Raw genomic sequence first — 17489 nt, forward strand, 5'->3', positions numbered from 1 at the left:
AGTTGTTCCCGCCCCTGCCGGACCATGAACTGAGAGAAGCCCTGCTCGCCCTCGCCGGCCTGCCCGACGAGTCTCCGGCACTGCCCGCGCAGCTGAGCACGATCGTCCGACTGAGCGCGGAGGTGGTGGACCCGGTCGACTTCGCCTCGATCACCGTGCTCGCCGGCGAGCGGCACCACACCCACGCCTCCAGCAGCGAGGTGGCCGTGGCGGTCGACCTGGCCCAGTACGCGGAGGACGCCGGCCCCTGTCTGCTGGCCCTGCATTCCGGCGAGACGGTCGGCGTACCCGATGTCGCCGGCGCGGTGGTCTGGCCCGGCTTTCGGGACGTGGCGTGGCGGAACGGGGTGCGGGCCTCGCTCTCCATTCCGCTGTTCGCCGGTAGCGGCGTTCCGGTCGCCGGGCTGAACCTCTACTCCCGGGACGCCGCCCACATGCGGCTTCTGATCCAACGGGTCCAGTCGTGCTATCACGCCGGGTCGACGCAGGTGCTGCCGCGAATGGACGCCGGCAGCGAGCAGCTTCTCGCGGGGCTCGCGGGCGCGTTGCACAGCCGTGATCTCGTCCAACGGGCGCTCGGCGTGCTGATGGAGCGGGACGACGTCCCCGTCGGGTCGGCCTACCGGAGCCTCGTCGAGGCGACCGAGGCCGGCGCGCCGTTGACCGACACGGCGACCGCCCTCTTGCGCCAGTACGCGAGCTGACGCGGAAGGGCCGCCCGCGGCGACGCGCGGGCGGCCCTTCGAGTTGCGCGGACGGTCAGGCCAGCGGCTTGCCGCCGGTGACGCCGAGTACCTCCCCGGTGATGTAGCTGGATTCCTGCGAGGCGAAGAAGACGTACGCCGGGGCCAGCTCGGCCGGCTGCCCGGCACGGCCGAGCGGAACGTCCTCGCCGAACGACTCGACCTTCTCCTCCGGCATGGTGGCCGGGATCAGCGGGGTCCAGATCGGGCCCGGGGCGACCGCGTTGACCCGGATCCCCCTGTCCGCCAGGTTCTCGCCGAGGCCCTTGGTGAACGCGATGATGCCGGCCTTCGTGGTGGCGTAGTCGAGCAGATCGGGGGAGGGCTGGTAGCCCTGGATCGACGCGGTGTTGATGATCGTGGAGCCGGGCTCCATGTGTGGCACAGCGGCCTTGGAGAGCCAGAACATCGCGTACAGGTTGGTCTTGAGCACGCGGTCGAACTGCTCGGTGGTGATGTCGGTGATGCCGCCGGACTGGGACATCTGGTAGGCCGCGTTGTTGACCAGGATGTCCAGCCCGCCGAGGTCGCTGACCGCGCGGGAGATGATCTCGTCGCAGTGCGCCTCGTCGCGGATGTCGCCGGCGACGGCGACCGCCCTGCGCCCGGCCTTCTCGATCAGCTGCACGGTCTGTCGGGCGTCGTCCTCCTCCTCGGGCAGGTACGCGATGAGCACGTCGGCGCCCTCGCGGGCGAAGGCGATGGCGACCGCCCGGCCGATGCCCGAGTCGCCGCCGGTGATGACCGCCCGCTTGCCGGTCAGCCGGCCGGTGCCCTGATAGCTGTCCTCACCGTGATCCGGCTCGTCCGGCATCTCCCGGGTGGTGCCCGGCGCCGACTGTCGGCCGCCGGTCTGCTCGTCCGGCCCGCGGTACTGCTCCTGGGGGTCCTGCTCCTGATACTGGTTGCCGCTCACGGTCTGTCCTTTCTCATGTCTCTTTCGCGGGCCCCCCCGGGTCAGCTGGCCGAGGGCTTGCGCACCGCGTCGCGGACCCGGTCGATGACCGCCAGCGCCGGGCCGGCCGCCAGGTTGCCCTTGGCCGACTGGGCGCTGGGATGGGGCCGGGTCGGCGCGGTCGTCTCCGCGACCCGGACGGCGCCGGCGAGGCTGCGCAGCCGGTCTGCCGGGACGTGCTGGCGCAGGTGGGGGAACTCGTACCGCTCCTCGTAGCGGGCGTGCGTGAGCACGGCGTCGCGCAGCAGGATGATGCCGGTGTCGAAGCCGTCGGCGTCCACGCCGCCGGCGATCAAGGTCTGCAGCGTCTGCTTCGCCTGCCGCTCCTCGTCGAGCCGGTCGTCCACCATCGCGTCGCCGCCACCGCCGGGCAGGGTCCGGGCGAGCGGGTGGATGACCTCCTCCTCCGCGGTCTCGTGTGCGGCGAGGAGTTTGACCAGCTCGTCGAAAGCGTCGCGCCGGGTGTCGCCGGTGCTGCCGATGACCAGCAGGAAGAGCTGCTCGATCTGGGCGTGCTGGGCGAGCAGCAGGTCGACCACGTCCTCCTCGGGACCGGGGGTGGCCGGGTTGTGGGTGTCAGGCATGACTGCCTCCCGTGGTGCGCAGCTCCTCGACCGGATGCGGTCCCTCGGTCTCGATGCGGTACTCGTCGCCGAAGCGTTCCCGGTGCATGTCGATGACCTGCTCGGTCGGCGGCTTCTGGCCGTCGTGCAGTTGCTGCTGCATCCACTCGAAGCGCTCGTGGGCCTCACGGACGTAGCCCTCGCCAAGCTTGGTCAGGTCGATCTGGGTGGCCAGCAGGTGGCGCAGGTAGTCCTTGTTGGGTTCGAAGGTCAGCGGTTCAGGCAGCCCGGCGCTGCCCACGATCTCCTCGGGCTCCCGACCGTCGTGCCGGCGCAGCAGGTCGGCGGCCTGCTGGAGGTGGGCCAGCTCCATCTGGAGATGCAGCTCCCACACCGCCTTGATCCGGGGGTCGCTCTCCTGCTGGAGGAACGAGTAGTAGAGCCAGCATTCGTTGTACTCGTGGGTCAGCAGCCGCTCCCACCAGTTCTCGCCCGGATCCAGCAGCGACTCGTAGTGGGTGACGTGCTCCTGCTCGATCAGGCTGATCTCCTGGTAGAGCTGGCGCGCGATCGGCTCCATGTACTGCGGGCCGACGTTCATGTAGTAGAACATCACCTGCTGCTCGGCCGAGAGGATCGTCAGCGCGTGCAGCTTGGAGCGCGGGTCCACCGAGTTCCGGTCGTACGGGGTGCGGACCTCGTCGAACGGGTGCCGGTGCTCCTGGACGGTCGGCCGACCCGGCATGACCTCGGTCAGCCCGTTCACGACCTTCTCGGCCTTGCGCCGCTCGACCATCTCGTAGAGGTTCGCGTAGCGGTACAGGTGGTCGAAGTCCTCCAGCACGCCGAACTCGTACGCCTGCTTCAGGTACGGGTCGGGTTCGTGCCGGGCCACCCAGGCGGTCAGGTCGACGGCGACCTGCTCGTAGCCGAGCGTCGTCTCCAACACGCTCGCCACGCCGGGCAGCAGCCAGTTCACCACCCGCTGCTGCTGGCTCTCCACGTACCGGACGTAGGCGAGCTGCCGGCGGACCTCCTGGTCCGGGCAGTTACGGGCGAACTGGTGCTGGAAGTTGATCGCTTCGACCTCGATGCCGTTCATCGTGATGATCCGGCACCGGGTGTAGGGGTCGACGGCCTCCGGGTCGATCGGCTCGACGTTCAGCTCGCGCCAGTTGCGGATCTGGCTCTCCAGGGCGATTCCCTTGTGATCCAGTGGATTGAACATGCCACTCCTTCGTTCGGGGTCTTTTGGCCGTACCCGCCCACTTAGGGGAAAAACGTGCGCGCCTCTTTCTCGCGCCCGGCGAACGGCCGGTCGGGTCCGGGAGTGCCGAGGGGCTGACGCGTCGGTGGGCCTCGACGGGCGAGTGGCGGAACCACGTCGGAGGACGTGAGCACGGCCTGTGGTGCCGACCGTGCACGCCCGAAGGTGACCACACCACTTCGGACAGAGGGGTGCCGATGCACCGGCCCGAGAAAGGGATTCACACGACGCCTCCGCCCTCGACGACGGTGGCCACCCCCACCGCCGTTCGGACACGGCAGGGTTGACCACCCGGAGGGCACACGTCTTGACCCGACCTCAGCGCTACCCGGGCCGGTGGGGCCTAAACCAGACAGCCGTCACCGGACGGAGTCCGCGTGACGGCTGTCTGGTGGGCGGTGCGGGTTACCCGCCTACGGTGGCGGCTCCGGTACGCAGCCCGAGACGGTCGACTGCGGCCGAGACGAGCTGCTCCGGAGGCAGCGACACGTCGAGCACCAGACCCGGCGGCTCGCCCGGCTCGAACCGCTCCAGGATGGCCAGCTGAGAGTCCAGGAGGCTCGCCGGCATGTAGTGGCCCGCGCGCCGGGCCATCCGCTCGCGGATGACCTCCGCCGTCCCGTCCAGAAGGACGAAGTCCACGCTCGGCGGTCCCTGCCGGAGCACGTCCCGGTAGGACCGCTTCAACGCCGAGCAGGCCAGCACCGTCGACACGCCCTCGGCGTCACGGGTGGCCATCCAGTCGGCGAGGGCGCGGAGCCAGGGCCAGCGGGCGGCGTCGTCGAGGGGTACGCCGGAGCGCATCCTGGCCACGTTGGCCTCGGAGTGGAACTCGTCGGCCTCGGCGAAGGTCAGGCCGGCGAGGTCGCTGATACCCCTCGCCACGGTCGTCTTGCCCGCACCGGACACCCCCATCACGACGACGTGCCGGGGCGGGCGCCGGTGGCCGGGTCCGACAGCGCCACCCTGCTCACCAGTCATGGACGGTGCCGTCCTTGAGCCGGTTGAACGGCAGGTAGGCCGGCACGTACGGGAACCTCTCGGCGGCCGCCTCGTCGAGTTCCACACCCAGGCCCGGCTGCTCGCCGGGGTGCAGGTAGCCGTCGGTGAAGGTGAAGGACTGCCGGAAGACCTCGTTGGTCAGGGCGCCGTGCTGCATGTACTCCTGGATGCCGAAGTTGTGGATGGCCAGGTCGAGGTGCAGGGCGGCCGCCATGCCGACCGGTGAGATGTCGGTCGGCCCGTGGATGCCGGACTTGATCTGGTACTGCGCGGCGAAGTCGAGCAGCTTGCGCATCGCGGTGATGCCGCCGGTGTGGGTGACGGCGGACCGCACGTAGTCGATCAACTGTTCGCGGATGAGCGTCTGGTAGTCCCACACGGTGTTGAAGACCTCGCCGATCGCCAGCGGTGTGGTCGTGTGGTGACGGACCAGACGCAGAGCCTCCTGGTTCTCGGCGGGGGTGCAGTCCTCGAGCCAGAACAGGTCGTACGGCTCCAGGTCCCTGCCGAGCCGGGCCGCCTGGATCGGGGTCATCCGGTGATGACCGTCGTGCAGCAGCGGAAGCTCGGGGCCGAACTCGTTGCGTACCGCCTCGAAGACGGCGGGCAGGTGCCGCATGTAGGAGCGGGTGTCCCAGTCCTCCTCGGCCGGCAGCGGCGTGCGCTGCGCCGGTTCGTAGTCGTACCGCTTGCCGTCGGCGCTGGGCTGCGCGGCGACCCCGTAGACGGCGTTGATGCCCGGCACGGACGTCTGGACCCGGATCGACCGGAAGCCGAGTTCGAGGTGGTGACGGATCGAGTCGAACAGCTCGGGCATGTCCCGACCGGAGGCGTGGCCGTACGCCATGATGCCGGTCCGCGACGCGCCGCCCAGCAGCTGATAGAGCGGCATGCCGGCGGCCTTGGCCTTGATGTCCCAGAGCGCGACGTCCACGGCCGCGATCGCCGCCATGGTGACCGGGCCGCGCCGCCAGTACGCGGAGCGGTACAAGAACTGCCAGGTGTCCTCGATGCGGTGCGGATCGCGCCCGATCAACAGCGGGACGACATGGTCGCGCAGGTACGAGGCGACCGACAGTTCCCGCCCGTTGAGGGTGCCGTCGCCCAGCCCGGTGACCCCGTCGTCGGTGGTGATCTTCAGGGTGACGAAGTTGCGGTCGGGGCTGGAGACGATGACGTCCGCTGCGACAATCTTCACGGGGTGCCTTTCTCAGGTGCCGCGGTGGGCGGGTTCAGCGGATGGTGCTCACCATTCCGCGTAGGAGCCGTCGGGGTGTCGGAAGGTGGGGCTGCGCCAGGCGTGCCCGCGCTTGTCCGCCGCGCGTACCGCCTGCTCGTCGATCTCGATGCCGAGCCCGGGCGCGGTGAGCCGCTCGATGTGCCCGTCGACGAAGATCAGCGGCGTGGTCTCCACGACGTAGTCGAGCACCTCGGCGCCGAGGTTGTAGTGGATGCCGATGCTCTGTTCCTGGATCAGGTAGTTGGGTGTGGCGAAGCCGATCTGCAGGCACGCCGCGAGGGCGATCGGCCCGAGCGGGCAGTGTGGGGCGAGCTGCACGTCGTAGACCTCGGCGAGCGCGGCGATGCGGCGTACCTCGGAGATCCCGCCGGCGTGCGAGAGGTCCGGCTGGGCGACGGCGATGCCGGCCTGGAAGACGGGCAGGAACTCCTGCCGGCTGTAGAGCCGCTCTCCGGTCGACACGGGCGTGGTCGTGGACCGCACGAAGTCGCCGATGAGGTGGGAGTTCTCCGGCACGACCGGCTCTTCCAGGAAGAGCGGCCGGTACGGCTCGAGCAGCGGCGCGACGCGGCGGGCGTTGGCGAGGGTGAACCGGCCGTGGAAGTCGACGGCGACGTCCCGATCGTCGCCCAGCACCTCCCGGGCGGCGGCGACCCGCTGGACCACCCCGTCCAGCTCGGCGACCGACGCGATCGGGCTCATCCGCCCCGAGGCGTTCATCTTGACGGCGGTCAGCCCGGCCGCGACCTGGGCCGCGATGTGGTCGCGGACCTCGCTGGGCTCGTCGCCGCCGACCCAGCCGTAGACCCGGATCCGGTCCCGGACCGGGCCGCCGAGCAACTGGTGCACCGGCGCCCCGTACCGCTTGCCGGCGATGTCCCACAACGCCTGGTCCAGGCCGGACACGGCGCTGGCCAGGATCGGGCCGCCCCGGTAGAAGGAGCCCTTCGTCATGGTCTGCCAGTGGTCCTCGATCCGCAGCGCGTCCCGGCCGATCAGGAGTTCGCTGAGCTGTTCCACGGCGGTGCGGACGGTCTCCGAGCGGCCCTCGCAGGTCGCCTCGCCCCAGCCAACGATCCCGGATTCGGTCTCGACGCGGACGAAGAGCCAGCGGGGGGCGACCAGGAAGGTCTCGACCCGAGCGATTGTCGTCACGGTGTCCTCAGCCCTTGGTCGCGCCGGCGGTGAGGCCGGAGACGACGTACTTCTGCACGAACAGGGCGATCAGCATGATCGGCAGGGTGACGACACTGGCCGCCGCCATGAGCCCGCCCCAGTCGATGCTGGCGTAGCCGACGAAGTCGAAGATCGCGACGGGCAGGGTCTTGGTGTCGGCGCCGGAGAGCACGAGGGCGAACATGAAGTTGTTCCAGGAGAAGATGAACGACAGGATGCCGGCGGTGGCCACGCCCGGGATCGACAGCGGCAGCGTGATCCGGCGGAACGCGCCGATGTGGGTCAGCCCGTCGACGAGCGCCGCCTCCTCGAGTTCGATCGGGAGGCTGTCGAAGTAGCCCATCATGATGTAGACCACCAGCGGCAGCGACACGAACATGTGACTCAGGATGAGCACGCTGAACCCGCCGACCATCTTCAGGTTGGAGAAGACGTAGTACCAGGGCACCAGCAGCGAGACGCCGGGGATGACCCGCGCCATCAGCACCACGAGCGCGGACTTGCGCATGTTGAAGCGGCTCATCGAGTACGCCGCGGGCACGCCGAGCACGATGGAGAGCACGGTGGCCGCGAACGCCACCCAGAGGCTGTTGCCGATGAACTCGACGTAGTTGGCCTGCTCCAGGACGTTCGCGTAGTTGTCCAGGGTGGGTGTGAAGGCGAGCGCCTTGCCCGTGTCGTAGATGTCGACGTTCGTCTTGAACGACGCGGCGACCATCCAGATCAGCGGTGCGAGCAGCGCGATCACCACGACGGTGAGCGCCACCACGCGGAACACCCGGTAGGCGGGGCGGGACCTCATCGCTGCGCCTCCTTCCTGCGCGACGTCAGGGCCCACATCGACCCGATGATGATCAGGAAGAAGACGATGAGGACCGTCGATGAGATGCCGTACTCGTTGTAGTCGAAGCTCAGGCCGTAGGCGTACACGTTGAGCGTCTCGACCTCGTGGAAGGACCCGCCGCCGCGGCCCTTCGTGGCGTAGAGGATGTCGAAGGTCTTCAGCGCGTCGATGCCGCGCAGCAGGATCGCGACGATCACGGTCGGCATCACCAGCGGCAGGGTGACGTGCCGGAACCGCTGCCAGGTGCTGGCGCCGTCGATCCGCGCCGCCTCCTGGGGCTCGTCGGAGAGCGAGGTCAGGCCGGCGAGCAGGATCAGCACCACCATGGGGGTCCACTGCCAGACGTCGATGAAGATCGTCGTGGGCAGCGCGGAGTGCTGGCCGGCCAGCCACGGTTGGGGTCCGATGCCGACCCAGCCGAGAGCCTGGTTCGCCAGGCCGATGTTCGGGTCGAAGATGAGCCGCCACATCATGCCGACCGCGACCGGGGTGGCGACCAGCGGCATCAGGATGGCGACGCGGACCCATTTCTGCCCCTTGAACGGTCGCCACAGCAGCAGCGCGACCGCCATGCCGAGGACGACCTCGAACAGCAACGCCACGATGGTGAACGCGGCGGTCCGGCCGACCGCGGGCCAGAACCGATCGGTGTCCGAGAGCACCTCGACGTAGTTCTGGAAGCCCACGAACTCGGATTCCGCCCGCACCGAGCCCTCGGCGTCGGTGAGGCTGAGGTATCCGGTCCAGGCCAGCGGAAAGACGATCAGCGCGGCCACGAAGACCATGGCCGGCGCCGCGAAGAGCCACTTGCGATGGTCGTTGGCCCAGCGGGCCCACGCCGGCGTGTCCGGCGTCTCCGAGGCTCGGCGGGGTGATCGGGTGGGGGTGGTCACTGCTGCCATGAGATCTCCGGGGTGGGCGGGCCGGGCGGGGGTGGCGGAGCCGGACGGCCCCGCCACCCCCGCGGCAGGCTTACTTGGCCTCGTCGTCCAGGAACTTCTGGAACGCCTCGTTGGCGGTGTCGGCCGCCGCCGCCGCGTCCTTGCCGGCGATGGCGTCGACGATCGGTTGGCCGACGATCTCGCGGGCCTGGGCGACCTTGTTGACCAGGGGTCGGTCGTGGCCCACGCCGTCCTTCGTGCTGGCCGCGATGGCCTCGACGAGGTCCTTCGGGTACGTGGCGGTGCCCTCCGGGTTGGCCCAGACCGAGGTACGCGCGCCCGGCACGCCGGACTTCTGCTGCGCGAGCGTCTGCTCCTTGCTGGTCGCCCACTCGACGAACTTCCAGGCGTTGCTCTGGTTCTCCGAGTTGTCGTTGATGCCCAGCGCCCAGGAGGGAATGTTGTACGGCTTCGAACCGGCGGGTCCGGCCGGGAAGGGCGCGAAGCCGACGGTCTCGGAGACCTTCGACTTGGCCGGGTCGGTGGCGTTCTTGTAGAGCGAGTTCGCCTCGGTGTAGAACGCGGCCTTGCCCTGGGTGAAGATGGCCATCGCCTCGGGCCAGCTCATGTCGGTGCTGACGTTCGCCGGGCCGTGGTCCTTGAGGAGCCCGCCGTAGTACGCGTACGCCTGCTTGGCCTGCTCGCTGTTGACGGCGGCCTTGCCGCTGCCGTCGACGAAGTCACCGCCGAAGCTGTAGAGGAAGCTGGAGAACTGGGTGACCGCCGGCGACTTGCCGGTCCGCGCCACGAAGCCCGCGACGCTCGGGTCGGCAGCCTTGATCTTGGCGGCGGCCGCCTTGAGCTCGTCGAGGGTCTTCGGCGGGGCGGTCAGGCCGGCCTTGGCCAGCAGGTCCTTGCGGTAGTAGAGGACCTCCTGCTCGGTGATGATCGGAACGCCGACCGCCTTGTCCTCGTACGAGGTGGCGTCGACCGGGCCGGCCTGGAAGTCGCTGAAGTCCCAGTCCTTGTTGGACTTCACCTTGTCGGACAGGTCGGCGAGGTACTTGTTCTTGGCGAACAGCTTCCCCTCCTGCAGGGGGCGGTACATCATCACGTCGATGTCGCTGGAGCCGGCGTTCAGCTTGACGTTGTACTGGTCGGAGAGCTGGTCCTCGCCGAGCTGCGTGACCTCGACCTTCAGGCCGGTCTGCTTCTCGAACTCGGGCAGGGCCTGCTTGATGTTCTCCGTCCACACGTGGTTGGCCAGGGTCACCCGCACGGTCTTCGACGAGGCGCTGTCGTCGCCGTCGCCGCCGCACGCCGACAGGCCCATGGCGGCAACCACGGCCAGAGAAGTTCCCAATATGGATCGACGCCGCACGTCCATCTCTCCTTCTGTCGTGGTCGCCGCTTCGGGGGTAGAGCGCGACCTCGCTGTTAACGTCCGCTTAACGTCCGGATGCTAGGCCGATAAAGCGGATTTATTCAAGGGGTGATCTTCAACTGATATGCTCCAACGCGTGGACCGGTCCTCATCAGGGGTTGCAGCCGTCCAGAAGGCCCCTGCCGAGGCCGGGCTGCACGCACAAGTTCTCGACCACCTCGGCACCGCCATCTGCGGCGGCCAACTGACGCCCGGCTCCGTCCTCAACATCGACGAGCTGGTCGACCGGTACGGCGTATCCCGCTCGGTCGTCCGCGAGGTGCTGCGGGTGCTCGCCGCCATGGGGTTCATCGAGACCCGCCGCCGGGTGGGGGTGCTGATCCGGCCGACACGCGACTGGAACGTCTTCGACCCGCAGGTGATCCGTTGGCGACTGGCCTCGGAAGGCCGGATGGCGCAGATGCGCTCGATCACCGAACTACGGACGGCCGTCGAGCCGCACGCCGCCTGGCTGGCCGCTCGCCGGGTCGACCACGACGAGGCGAGCGACCTCGTCGGGTTGGCGGCCAAGATGTGGGCCGCCGGAAAAGCGGGGGACGAGGAGCGCTTCCTCCACCTCGACATCGAGTTCCACCGGCGGGTGCTGGCCGCCTCGGGCAACGAGATGTTCGTGAAGCTGCAGGACCTGGTGGCGGAGGTGCTCACCGGCCGGCACCACTACGACCTGATGCCGCACTACCCGCACGAGCAGGCCCTCCAGCTGCACGCCGACGTGGCGCAGGCGATCCAGCGCCGCGACGGGGACCGCGCCCGCGCCGCCATGGTCCAGATCATGGAGCAGGCGTTCGGCGAGATGAAGTCGATGTGGGAGCAGACCGGCGAACCCGGCCAGGGCTGAGCACGACCAGGGCTGAGCACGACCAGTCGGCGCCGCCGGAATGCGACAGACGTACCTCTGCGTGACCCGTCCCCGACCCCAACGGAGCCTGCTGATGACCGACATCTCCGTGCGTCCCATGGCCAGCGCCGACGCCGAGCGGGTCCTGGCCATCTACCAGGCCGGGCTCGACGCCGGCGACGCGAGCTTCGAGGTCGCCGCGCCCGCCTGGCCGGCGTTCGACGCCGCGCGGCTGGCCGCGCACCGCTTCGTGGCCGTCACCGGCGAGGGCGCCGTCCTCGGCTGGATCGCCGTCGCACCGACCTCGACCCGCGCGGTCTACGCCGGCGTGGTCGAACACTCCGTCTACGTCGACCCGGCCGCACACGGGCGCGGGATCGCCCGACTGCTGCTGGACACGCTGATCGCCTCGACCGAAGCCGCCGGCATCTGGACGATCCAGTCCGGAGTCTTTCCGGAGAACACCGCCAGCCTGGCCCTTCACGAGCGGGCCGGGTTCCGCGTCGTCGGAGTTCGCGAGCGGATCGGTCGCCAGCACGACCGCTGGCGGGACGTCGTCCTGCTGGAACTCCGCAGCCCCACCATCACCTGACGAGCGGCGCGCTGCCGCAACAGCCGCGTCACGGCAGACCGCGTCAGTCCAGGCAGAACTCGTTGCCCTCGGGGTCGGCCATCACGATGAAGCCGGCGCTCAGCGGGGGAGCGGGCTCGTCGCGGCGTACCCGCTTCGCGCCCAGCGCGACGAGCCGGTCGCACTCGGCCTCCAGCGCCGCCATCCGCTCCTCTCCCTGGAGCCCCGGGGCCACCCGGACATCGAGGTGGACGCGGTTCTTGGCGACCTTGTCCTCCGGCACCTGCTGGAAGAACAGCCGTGGGCCGTGCCCGTCCGGGTCCTCGATGGCCGATCTCGTGTTGCGCTCCTCCTCCGGTACGCCGATGCGCGCGAGAAAGTCGTCCCACGCGGCCAGCGGGTCGGCGCCCTCGGGCAGATCGACTCCGGGCGGGCCGGGGAGGACGTAGCCCAGTACGTCGCGCCAGAAGGACGAGAGCGCCCGCGGGTCGTGGGCGTCGAAGGTGACCTGGATGTGGCGGCTCATCGGGTGCTCCGTTCGTGGCGGGTGTCGTGGGTCGCGCAGCAAGGCAGACCGTCATCCAGGGCCACCCTGCCATGCCCGGCGGACAGAACCGGTCCGCTATCGAGGGACTCCCCGACGAAGGTCAGTTGTGTACCTTGTAGAGGTCCGACGCGGCGATGGGAGGCCCGGTGACCGGCCTGAGCGGGGAACTGTCAGCGGCGGACCGGATCGACACCACGGTCGCGCACCCGGCCCGCAGGTACAACTACCTGCTGGGTGGCAAGGACAACTTCGCCGCTGACCGGGAGTCCGGCGACGCCCTCGCTGCCGCGATGCCCACCGTCCGGCTGGCCGCCGTCGAGAACCGGATGTTTCTCCAACGTGCGGTGCGTTTCCTGGCGCGGCAGGGCGTCCGGCAGTTCCTGGACATCGGCACCGGCATTCCGACCGCCGACAACACGCACGAGGTCGCCCAGGCGATCGACCCGTCAGCCCGGGTCGTCTACGTCGACAACGACCCGATCGTCCTCGCCCACGCCCGCGCGTTGCTGAGCAGCACGGCCGAGGGCCGGACCGCGTACCTCGACGCCGACCTGCGCGAGCCGGACACGATCCTCACCCATCCGGATCTGCGGACCACGTTGGACCTGTCCGAGCCCGTCGCGCTGATGCTGGTGGCGATCCTGCACTTCATCCGTGATGACGAGGACCCCAAGGGCATTCTCGACCGGCTCGTCGCCGCGCTCCCGGCCGGCAGCTACGTGGTCGCCTCGCACGTCACCTGGGAATACCTGCCCCCGAGCGTGACCGCCAAGCTGGAAGCCAGCAATCATGACGGCCGGTTCCGCGCCCGGAGCACGGAGCAGTTCGCCGACCTGCTCGACGGGTTGGACCTCGTCGACCCGGGTATCGTGTCCGTGGCGCGGTGGCACGCGGATGACGCACCGCAGCCTCGTCCGTCCGTGCAGGACGTGTCCTTCAACGGCGCCGTCGCCCGCGTCGTGCGATAGCGGCAGCGGCGGCTGACCGACTGCGGCGTCGGGCCCGCGAACAGGTGGCCCGGGCGCCCGACTCCGTGCGGCGGTGGTTCAGCCGGGACGTCTGCGCGTACTGGTGAGCGTGGCCAGCAGCCCGGGATGGTCGGTCGCCCCGCGCATTCCTATCGACCGTCGGCAACAGATCGTGACGTCGGTTGTCGCCATGACGTGTTGTAGCGCGCCGTCGTCGATCCGCAGGTAGTCCGGGGGCACGCAGGACTGCACGACGGGGTGGTGGTCGTGTCGGAGGTTGAGGTCGCCGCTCAGCACCGTGGGCGCGTACCCGTTGTTGCCGCGGATCGCCGGCACGACCGTGTCGAGCAGGTGACGGCACTGGGCGAGCGCGATGGTGCCGCTGGTGGCCGCCAGATGTGTCGTGCAGGCGTGCACCGCGCCCGGGACGTGGATGCAGAGCCAGGCGCGTTCCTCGGGGTCGGCGACGTCCTGCGTCGGGTAGATCCCGCTGCGCACCGTGTACGGGGTGGTCACCGCCTTGAGGCGGGTCAGCAGGCCGATACCGTACGGCTCGCCGTTGCGGCATCGGGTGACGGCGCCGCTGGGACGGTCGCCGGCAGCCTGGAAGGCGGACACGACGGGGTTGCCGGGGTGGACGTTGCCGAACGCGCGCTCCAGTGCGGCCACATCGCCCCGGCAGATCTCGTTGAGGGAGACCACATCGGGTGCCTCCGCGCTGATCACCTCGGCCGCCGCGGTCACCGACCGACCCGTGTAGCAGCCGGCGCGGCCGCTGTTGCAGAGGTTCATCTGGAGCACCCGCAGGGCCGCGGACTGGGTCGTGGCGGCCGCCGACGACCCGGCCGGCACCGCCCCAACGGCGATCAGGCACATGACGGCCAGTGCCCGGCGGACCGTCCGGTACCGACGGTCGGCCACGCTCCGTGCAGAAAATTTGACCAAGGCCGGAACCGCGCGGCGAACAGCACCTCCGGGGACCGCGGTGACGTCGACGGCTGGCTGCTCGGGCACGCGGACTCCGGATGACGCGGGCGACAGTCTTCGCCGAGGTGCCAGCGATCCTACCGCCGGGGCATCGCCGGGAGCACCGTTGCGCGCGGGCCGTGTGGGGCGCGGAGCCCCACACGGCCCGGTGGTCGGTACAGCCGGACCGGTGGGTCAGCGGCGCGGCTTCGGTGCGATGCGGGGCAGGACGTACGGCGGGCCGGCGAAGATCAGGTCGGACTTCAGCTCGTGGTACGCCCGCTTGGGCTGGTAGTTCTCGTCGTAGATGGTGGCCATGCCCTGCGGCGGCTCGTTGAACCAGCCCGGCACCCAGGAGTGCCGGTCGGTGAAGCCCCAGACGGTGTACGACAGGCAGCTGCGTACGGCCAGGCAGGCCTTCATCAGCACGCTGAAGTTGGCGGCCGACGCCTGCAACCGGGGGTTGATCTCGGCCGAGTTGCCGGATTGGACCGCCTCGGTCAACTCGCTGCGAACGTCGACCTCGGTGAACGCGGTGGCGACACCGAGCGAGGTGAACTTCTTCAGCGCGGCGGTCACCTGGAGGGTGTCGTAGTTGCCGTACTGCGTACCCAGGTGGCCCTGGGAGCCGATGCCGTCGACCGGGACGCCCTGGGCGCGCAACCCCTTGACCATGTCGTAGACGAACTGCGACTTGTCGTCGGCGGGGTTACCGGAGCCGAACGCCTCGATGTTGTAGTCGTTGTAGAACAGCAGCGCCCGGGGGTCGGCGGCCCGAGCCCAGCGGAACGCGTCGGCGATGTAGCCGGGCCCGAGGTTCTGCGCCCAGAAGCCCTTGTAGTGCAGGGTCGACGGGGTGTCCCACGGGTCGCTGACGGCCTCGTTGACGACGTCCCACTGCCAGATCCTGCCCTTGTAGCGGCTGACCACGGTGGTGATGTGCTTGCGCAGCAGCTCGCGCAGCTCCTGCTTGCTGATGGAGCCGTCGGCGACGCCGCTGGTCAGCCAGGTGGGCAGCTGGCTGTGCCAGACCAGCACGTGGCCGCGCACGCTCTGCTTGTTGCGCCGGGCGAACTCGACGAGCTGGTCGGCCGCGGCCCAGTCGTACACGCCGCGGGTGGGCTCCAGGCTCTCCCATTTCATCGCGTTCTCCGCGGTGACCGAGGAGAACTCGGAGGCGGCCAGTCTGCGGTACTGCGGGTCGTTGGCGTCGTTGAGGGCCGCCAGGTCCACCGCGGTGCCGACCTGGAGGCCGTGGCGCTGCCCGAGAGCGCCCAGGCTCTGGGCAGTGGGATCGTACGGCCGGTTCGCGGTGGCGGGCACCGCGTTCAGTGCCGCGACGGTCGCGACCGCGACCGCGCCGACAGTGATCCACCGTCGTTGCTTCATCTGCCTTCCTTTCGGCACCAATCGATATTGGTCGATCATGAAATGGAGGGTGCGGGCATGGTGCTGGCGGGCTGGGAGCGGGGGCGGTGCCGGGTGTCCGGGGCCTCGGGCCGACCGTGGTGGCGCGGACAGCTTCTGCGAGCGGGGACCGGAAACTTGCCCGAAACGTTAAGGCCGTCGATGCACCCCGTCAAGCGCGAACACTTCCGGAAATCCATTACGTGACCTGCGCGGCCCTCGTGGTGCTGGCTCCGAAACTTTCGAGGGTGGGTTGCCGCTGGCGGGTCGGGAGGCGGCGTGGCCCACCGGTCGTGCCCGCGCGGGCCATCGTTTCGGGCCAACTGCCGCTCGCCGCGCCCAGGGCGCCGTTCGCCGCACCGGGTCGACCGCTCCCGGCGACTGTGTCGTCGCTCAGGTCGCGGCCCCGAACTGCGAGAACTACAGTCGGCAGGAGCGCATCCAATCGATCACCACGCATGTCATGGTGAGGAGCGAGCCGATGACTGTCCCTGCCGGCGTCGAGGTCACGGGCCCGATGCACCCCCGGTACGACGAGATCCTCACCCCGGAGGCACTGGCCTTCCTCGCCGATCTGCACCGCGCCTTCGATTCGCGTCGCCAGAACCTGCTCGCGCTGCGCCGACAGCGTGAAGCCGAGCTGGCCAACGGCGGGCTGCTGGACTTCCTGCCCGGGACCCGGGAGATCCGCGAGGCCGACTGGCGGGTCGCCGAGCCGGCACCCGGCCTGGTCGACCGCCGCGTCGAGATCACCGGCCCCACCGACGCGAAGATGACCATCAACGCCCTGAACTCCGGCGCGAAGGTGTGGCTGGCCGACCACGAGGACGCCAACACCCCGCTCTGGGAGAACGTCATCTCCGGCCAGCTCAACCTGCGCGACGCCATCGACGGCAAGCTCGCCTTCACGTCCCCCGAGGGCAAGCAGTACGCGTTGCACGACGGCCAACTGGCGACGATCGTGGTCCGACCGCGCGGCTGGCACCTCACCGAGAAGCACATTCTCGTGGACGGTGAGCGCACCTCCGGCAGCCTCGTCGACTTCGGGCTCTACTTCTTCCACTGCGCCCGCCGGCAGCTCGACCGCGGCGCCGGGCCCTACTTCTACCTGCCCAAGATGGAGAGTCATCTCGAAGCGCGACTGTGGAACGACGTGTTCCTGACCGCTCAGGAGAGGCTCGGCATCCCTCGCGGCACCATCCGGGCCACCGTGCTGATCGAGACCTTCCCGGCCGCCTTCGAGATGGACGAGATCCTCTACGAGCTGCGGGAGCACTCCGCCGGGCTGAACGCCGGCCGGTGGGACTACATGTTCAGCGTGATCAAGAAGTTCCGCACCCGGGGCGCGGACTTCCTGCTGCCGGACCGGAACGCGGTGACGATGACCGTGCCGTTCATGCGGGCGTACACCGAACTGCTGGTGCGGACCTGCCACCGGCGCGGCGCGCACGCCATCGGCGGGATGGCCGCCTTCATCCCCAGCCGACGCGACCCGCAGGTCAACGAGACCGCCCTGGCGAAGGTCCGCGACGACAAGACCCGCGAGGCCGGTGACGGTTTCGACGGCTCCTGGGTGGCCCACCCCGACCTGGTGCCGATCTGCCGGGAGGTCTTCGACACGGTGCTCGGTGACCGGCCGAACCAGCTCGACCGCACCCGCGACGACGTGCGGGTCACCGCCGCCGACCTGCTCTCCGTGCGCGCCACCCCGGGCCCGCACAGCGAGACCGGGCTGCGCAACGCGGTCAGCGTCGGCGTGCAGTACCTGGCCAGCTGGCTGCGCGGCTCCGGCGCGGTGGCCATCTTCAACCTGATGGAGGACGCCGCCACGGCGGAGATCTCCCGCAGCCAGGTGTGGCAGTGGCTGCACAACGACCTCACCCTCGACGACACCGGCGCCCGGGTCACCCGTGAGCTGGTCGAGCGCATCGCCGACGAGGAGATCGCCAAGCTACCCGGCGACCCGGACGACTACGCCGCCGCCCGGACGCTGTTCATGGAGGTCGCCGTCGCCGACGACTTCGCCGACTTCCTCACCGTGCCGGCGTACGAACGGATGCCCTGACGACGACCGACC

17 protein-coding genes are annotated in these 17489 nt (G+C 69.7%); 5 read left to right on the top strand and 12 right to left on the bottom strand.

Going from position 1 to position 17489, the window contains the following annotated elements; translation table 11 throughout:
* Nucleotides 1-2 precede the first annotated feature (2 nt).
* Nucleotides 3-704 carry a GAF and ANTAR domain-containing protein gene (locus EAD98_RS28590; RefSeq protein WP_121657065.1) on the top strand — a complete coding sequence of 234 codons (702 nt, stop codon included), beginning with the start codon at nucleotides 3-5 and terminating at the stop codon, nucleotides 702-704.
* A gap of 55 nt (nucleotides 705-759) precedes the next feature.
* Here the strand turns inward: EAD98_RS28590 and EAD98_RS28595 are convergent, their stop codons facing one another.
* The 9 genes from EAD98_RS28595 to EAD98_RS28635 all read right to left on the bottom strand — a co-directional run bounded on the left by EAD98_RS28595 (nucleotide 760) and on the right by EAD98_RS28635 (nucleotide 10004).
* Nucleotides 760-1659 carry an SDR family oxidoreductase gene (locus tag EAD98_RS28595; RefSeq protein WP_121657066.1) on the bottom strand — a complete coding sequence of 300 codons (900 nt, stop codon included), beginning with the start codon at nucleotides 1657-1659 and terminating at the stop codon, nucleotides 760-762.
* Between the two features lie 41 nt (nucleotides 1660-1700).
* Complete coding sequence (locus tag EAD98_RS28600; protein WP_121657067.1) at nucleotides 1701-2282, bottom strand: hemerythrin domain-containing protein; 582 nt, start codon at nucleotides 2280-2282, stop codon at nucleotides 1701-1703.
* On the bottom strand, nucleotides 2275-3489 hold the full coding sequence (locus EAD98_RS28605; protein WP_121657068.1) for a hypothetical protein: 1215 nt from the start codon (nucleotides 3487-3489) through the stop codon (nucleotides 2275-2277). Before EAD98_RS28605 ends, EAD98_RS28600 begins: the two co-directional genes overlap by 8 nt.
* A 444-nt stretch (nucleotides 3490-3933) precedes the next feature.
* On the bottom strand, nucleotides 3934-4509 hold the full coding sequence (locus EAD98_RS28610) for a gluconokinase (protein ID WP_121657069.1): 576 nt from the start codon (nucleotides 4507-4509) through the stop codon (nucleotides 3934-3936).
* The gene (gene manD, locus EAD98_RS28615; protein WP_121657070.1) at nucleotides 4499-5728 is read right to left on the bottom strand and encodes a D-mannonate dehydratase ManD; all 1230 of its coding nucleotides are present in this window, start codon (nucleotides 5726-5728) and stop codon (nucleotides 4499-4501) included. The genes EAD98_RS28610 and manD overlap by 11 nt, the downstream gene beginning before the upstream one ends.
* Nucleotides 5729-5776: 48 nt before the next feature.
* Nucleotides 5777-6925 (bottom strand): galactonate dehydratase, encoded by a 1149-nt coding sequence (gene dgoD, locus EAD98_RS28620; protein WP_121657071.1) that lies wholly within the window; start codon nucleotides 6923-6925, stop codon nucleotides 5777-5779.
* 7 nt (nucleotides 6926-6932) lie between these two features.
* Nucleotides 6933-7748 carry a carbohydrate ABC transporter permease gene (locus tag EAD98_RS28625; protein WP_121657072.1) on the bottom strand — a complete coding sequence of 272 codons (816 nt, stop codon included), beginning with the start codon at nucleotides 7746-7748 and terminating at the stop codon, nucleotides 6933-6935.
* On the bottom strand, nucleotides 7745-8692 hold the full coding sequence (locus EAD98_RS28630; RefSeq protein ID WP_199723598.1) for a carbohydrate ABC transporter permease: 948 nt from the start codon (nucleotides 8690-8692) through the stop codon (nucleotides 7745-7747). The genes EAD98_RS28625 and EAD98_RS28630 overlap by 4 nt, the downstream gene beginning before the upstream one ends.
* A 70-nt stretch (nucleotides 8693-8762) precedes the next feature.
* Nucleotides 8763-10004 (bottom strand): sugar ABC transporter substrate-binding protein, encoded by a 1242-nt coding sequence (locus EAD98_RS28635; protein WP_233584013.1) that lies wholly within the window; start codon nucleotides 10002-10004, stop codon nucleotides 8763-8765.
* A 187-nt stretch (nucleotides 10005-10191) separates the two neighbouring features.
* Here EAD98_RS28635 and EAD98_RS28640 point away from each other — a divergent pair, with 187 nt between their 5' ends.
* Both EAD98_RS28640 and EAD98_RS28645 read left to right on the top strand, forming a co-directional pair.
* Entirely contained in the window at nucleotides 10192-10953 is a 762-nt protein-coding gene (locus EAD98_RS28640) for a FadR/GntR family transcriptional regulator (protein ID WP_233578327.1), read from the top strand.
* A gap of 94 nt (nucleotides 10954-11047) precedes the next feature.
* Nucleotides 11048-11545: a GNAT family N-acetyltransferase gene (locus tag EAD98_RS28645; protein ID WP_121657075.1), complete on the top strand. Its 498-nt coding sequence runs from the start codon at nucleotides 11048-11050 to the stop codon at nucleotides 11543-11545.
* A 43-nt stretch (nucleotides 11546-11588) separates the two neighbouring features.
* On the opposite strand, the gene EAD98_RS28650 is transcribed toward EAD98_RS28645, so the two are convergent.
* Nucleotides 11589-12050 (bottom strand): VOC family protein, encoded by a 462-nt coding sequence (locus EAD98_RS28650; protein ID WP_121657076.1) that lies wholly within the window; start codon nucleotides 12048-12050, stop codon nucleotides 11589-11591.
* Nucleotides 12051-12205: 155 nt separating this feature from the next.
* Here EAD98_RS28650 and EAD98_RS28655 point away from each other — a divergent pair, with 155 nt between their 5' ends.
* On the top strand, nucleotides 12206-13039 hold the full coding sequence (locus tag EAD98_RS28655; protein ID WP_121657077.1) for an SAM-dependent methyltransferase: 834 nt from the start codon (nucleotides 12206-12208) through the stop codon (nucleotides 13037-13039).
* A gap of 78 nt (nucleotides 13040-13117) precedes the next feature.
* On the opposite strand, the gene EAD98_RS28660 is transcribed toward EAD98_RS28655, so the two are convergent.
* Complete coding sequence (locus tag EAD98_RS28660; RefSeq protein ID WP_233584014.1) at nucleotides 13118-13960, bottom strand: endonuclease/exonuclease/phosphatase family protein; 843 nt, start codon at nucleotides 13958-13960, stop codon at nucleotides 13118-13120.
* Nucleotides 13961-14200: 240 nt separating this feature from the next.
* Nucleotides 14201-15394 carry an endo-1,4-beta-xylanase gene (locus tag EAD98_RS28665; RefSeq protein ID WP_121657078.1) on the bottom strand — a complete coding sequence of 398 codons (1194 nt, stop codon included), beginning with the start codon at nucleotides 15392-15394 and terminating at the stop codon, nucleotides 14201-14203.
* A gap of 499 nt (nucleotides 15395-15893) precedes the next feature.
* Between EAD98_RS28665 and aceB the strand changes: the two genes are divergently transcribed.
* A complete protein-coding gene (aceB, locus tag EAD98_RS28670) occupies nucleotides 15894-17477 on the top strand; it encodes a malate synthase A (protein ID WP_121657079.1) in 1584 nt (527 codons plus the stop codon).
* The last annotated feature ends 12 nt before the right edge of the window (nucleotides 17478-17489 follow it).

This window comes from Micromonospora sp. CV4, assembly GCF_003667455.1.
Taxonomy (GTDB): Bacteria; Actinomycetota; Actinomycetes; order Mycobacteriales; family Micromonosporaceae; genus Micromonospora.

Bases quoted from the DNA above. Each gene is read 5' to 3' on its own strand.
- EAD98_RS28600 (WP_121657067.1), bottom strand. From the start codon at position 2,282: ATGCCTGACACCCACAACCCGGCCACCCCCGGTCCCGAGGAGGACGTG.
- EAD98_RS28605 (WP_121657068.1), bottom strand. From the start codon at position 3,489: ATGTTCAATCCACTGGATCACAAGGGAATCGCCCTGGAGAGCCAGATC.
- EAD98_RS28610 (WP_121657069.1), bottom strand. From the start codon at position 4,509: ATGACTGGTGAGCAGGGTGGCGCTGTCGGACCCGGCCACCGGCGCCCG.
- EAD98_RS28625 (WP_121657072.1), bottom strand. From the start codon at position 7,748: ATGAGGTCCCGCCCCGCCTACCGGGTGTTCCGCGTGGTGGCGCTCACC.
- EAD98_RS28630 (WP_199723598.1), bottom strand. From the start codon at position 8,692: ATGGCAGCAGTGACCACCCCCACCCGATCACCCCGCCGAGCCTCGGAG.
- EAD98_RS28635 (WP_233584013.1), bottom strand. From the start codon at position 10,004: ATGGGCCTGTCGGCGTGCGGCGGCGACGGCGACGACAGCGCCTCGTCG.
- EAD98_RS28645 (WP_121657075.1), top strand. From the start codon at position 11,048: ATGACCGACATCTCCGTGCGTCCCATGGCCAGCGCCGACGCCGAGCGG.
- EAD98_RS28650 (WP_121657076.1), bottom strand. From the start codon at position 12,050: ATGAGCCGCCACATCCAGGTCACCTTCGACGCCCACGACCCGCGGGCG.
- EAD98_RS28655 (WP_121657077.1), top strand. From the start codon at position 12,206: ATGGGAGGCCCGGTGACCGGCCTGAGCGGGGAACTGTCAGCGGCGGAC.
- EAD98_RS28665 (WP_121657078.1), bottom strand. From the start codon at position 15,394: ATGAAGCAACGACGGTGGATCACTGTCGGCGCGGTCGCGGTCGCGACC.
- aceB (WP_121657079.1), top strand. From the start codon at position 15,894: ATGACTGTCCCTGCCGGCGTCGAGGTCACGGGCCCGATGCACCCCCGG.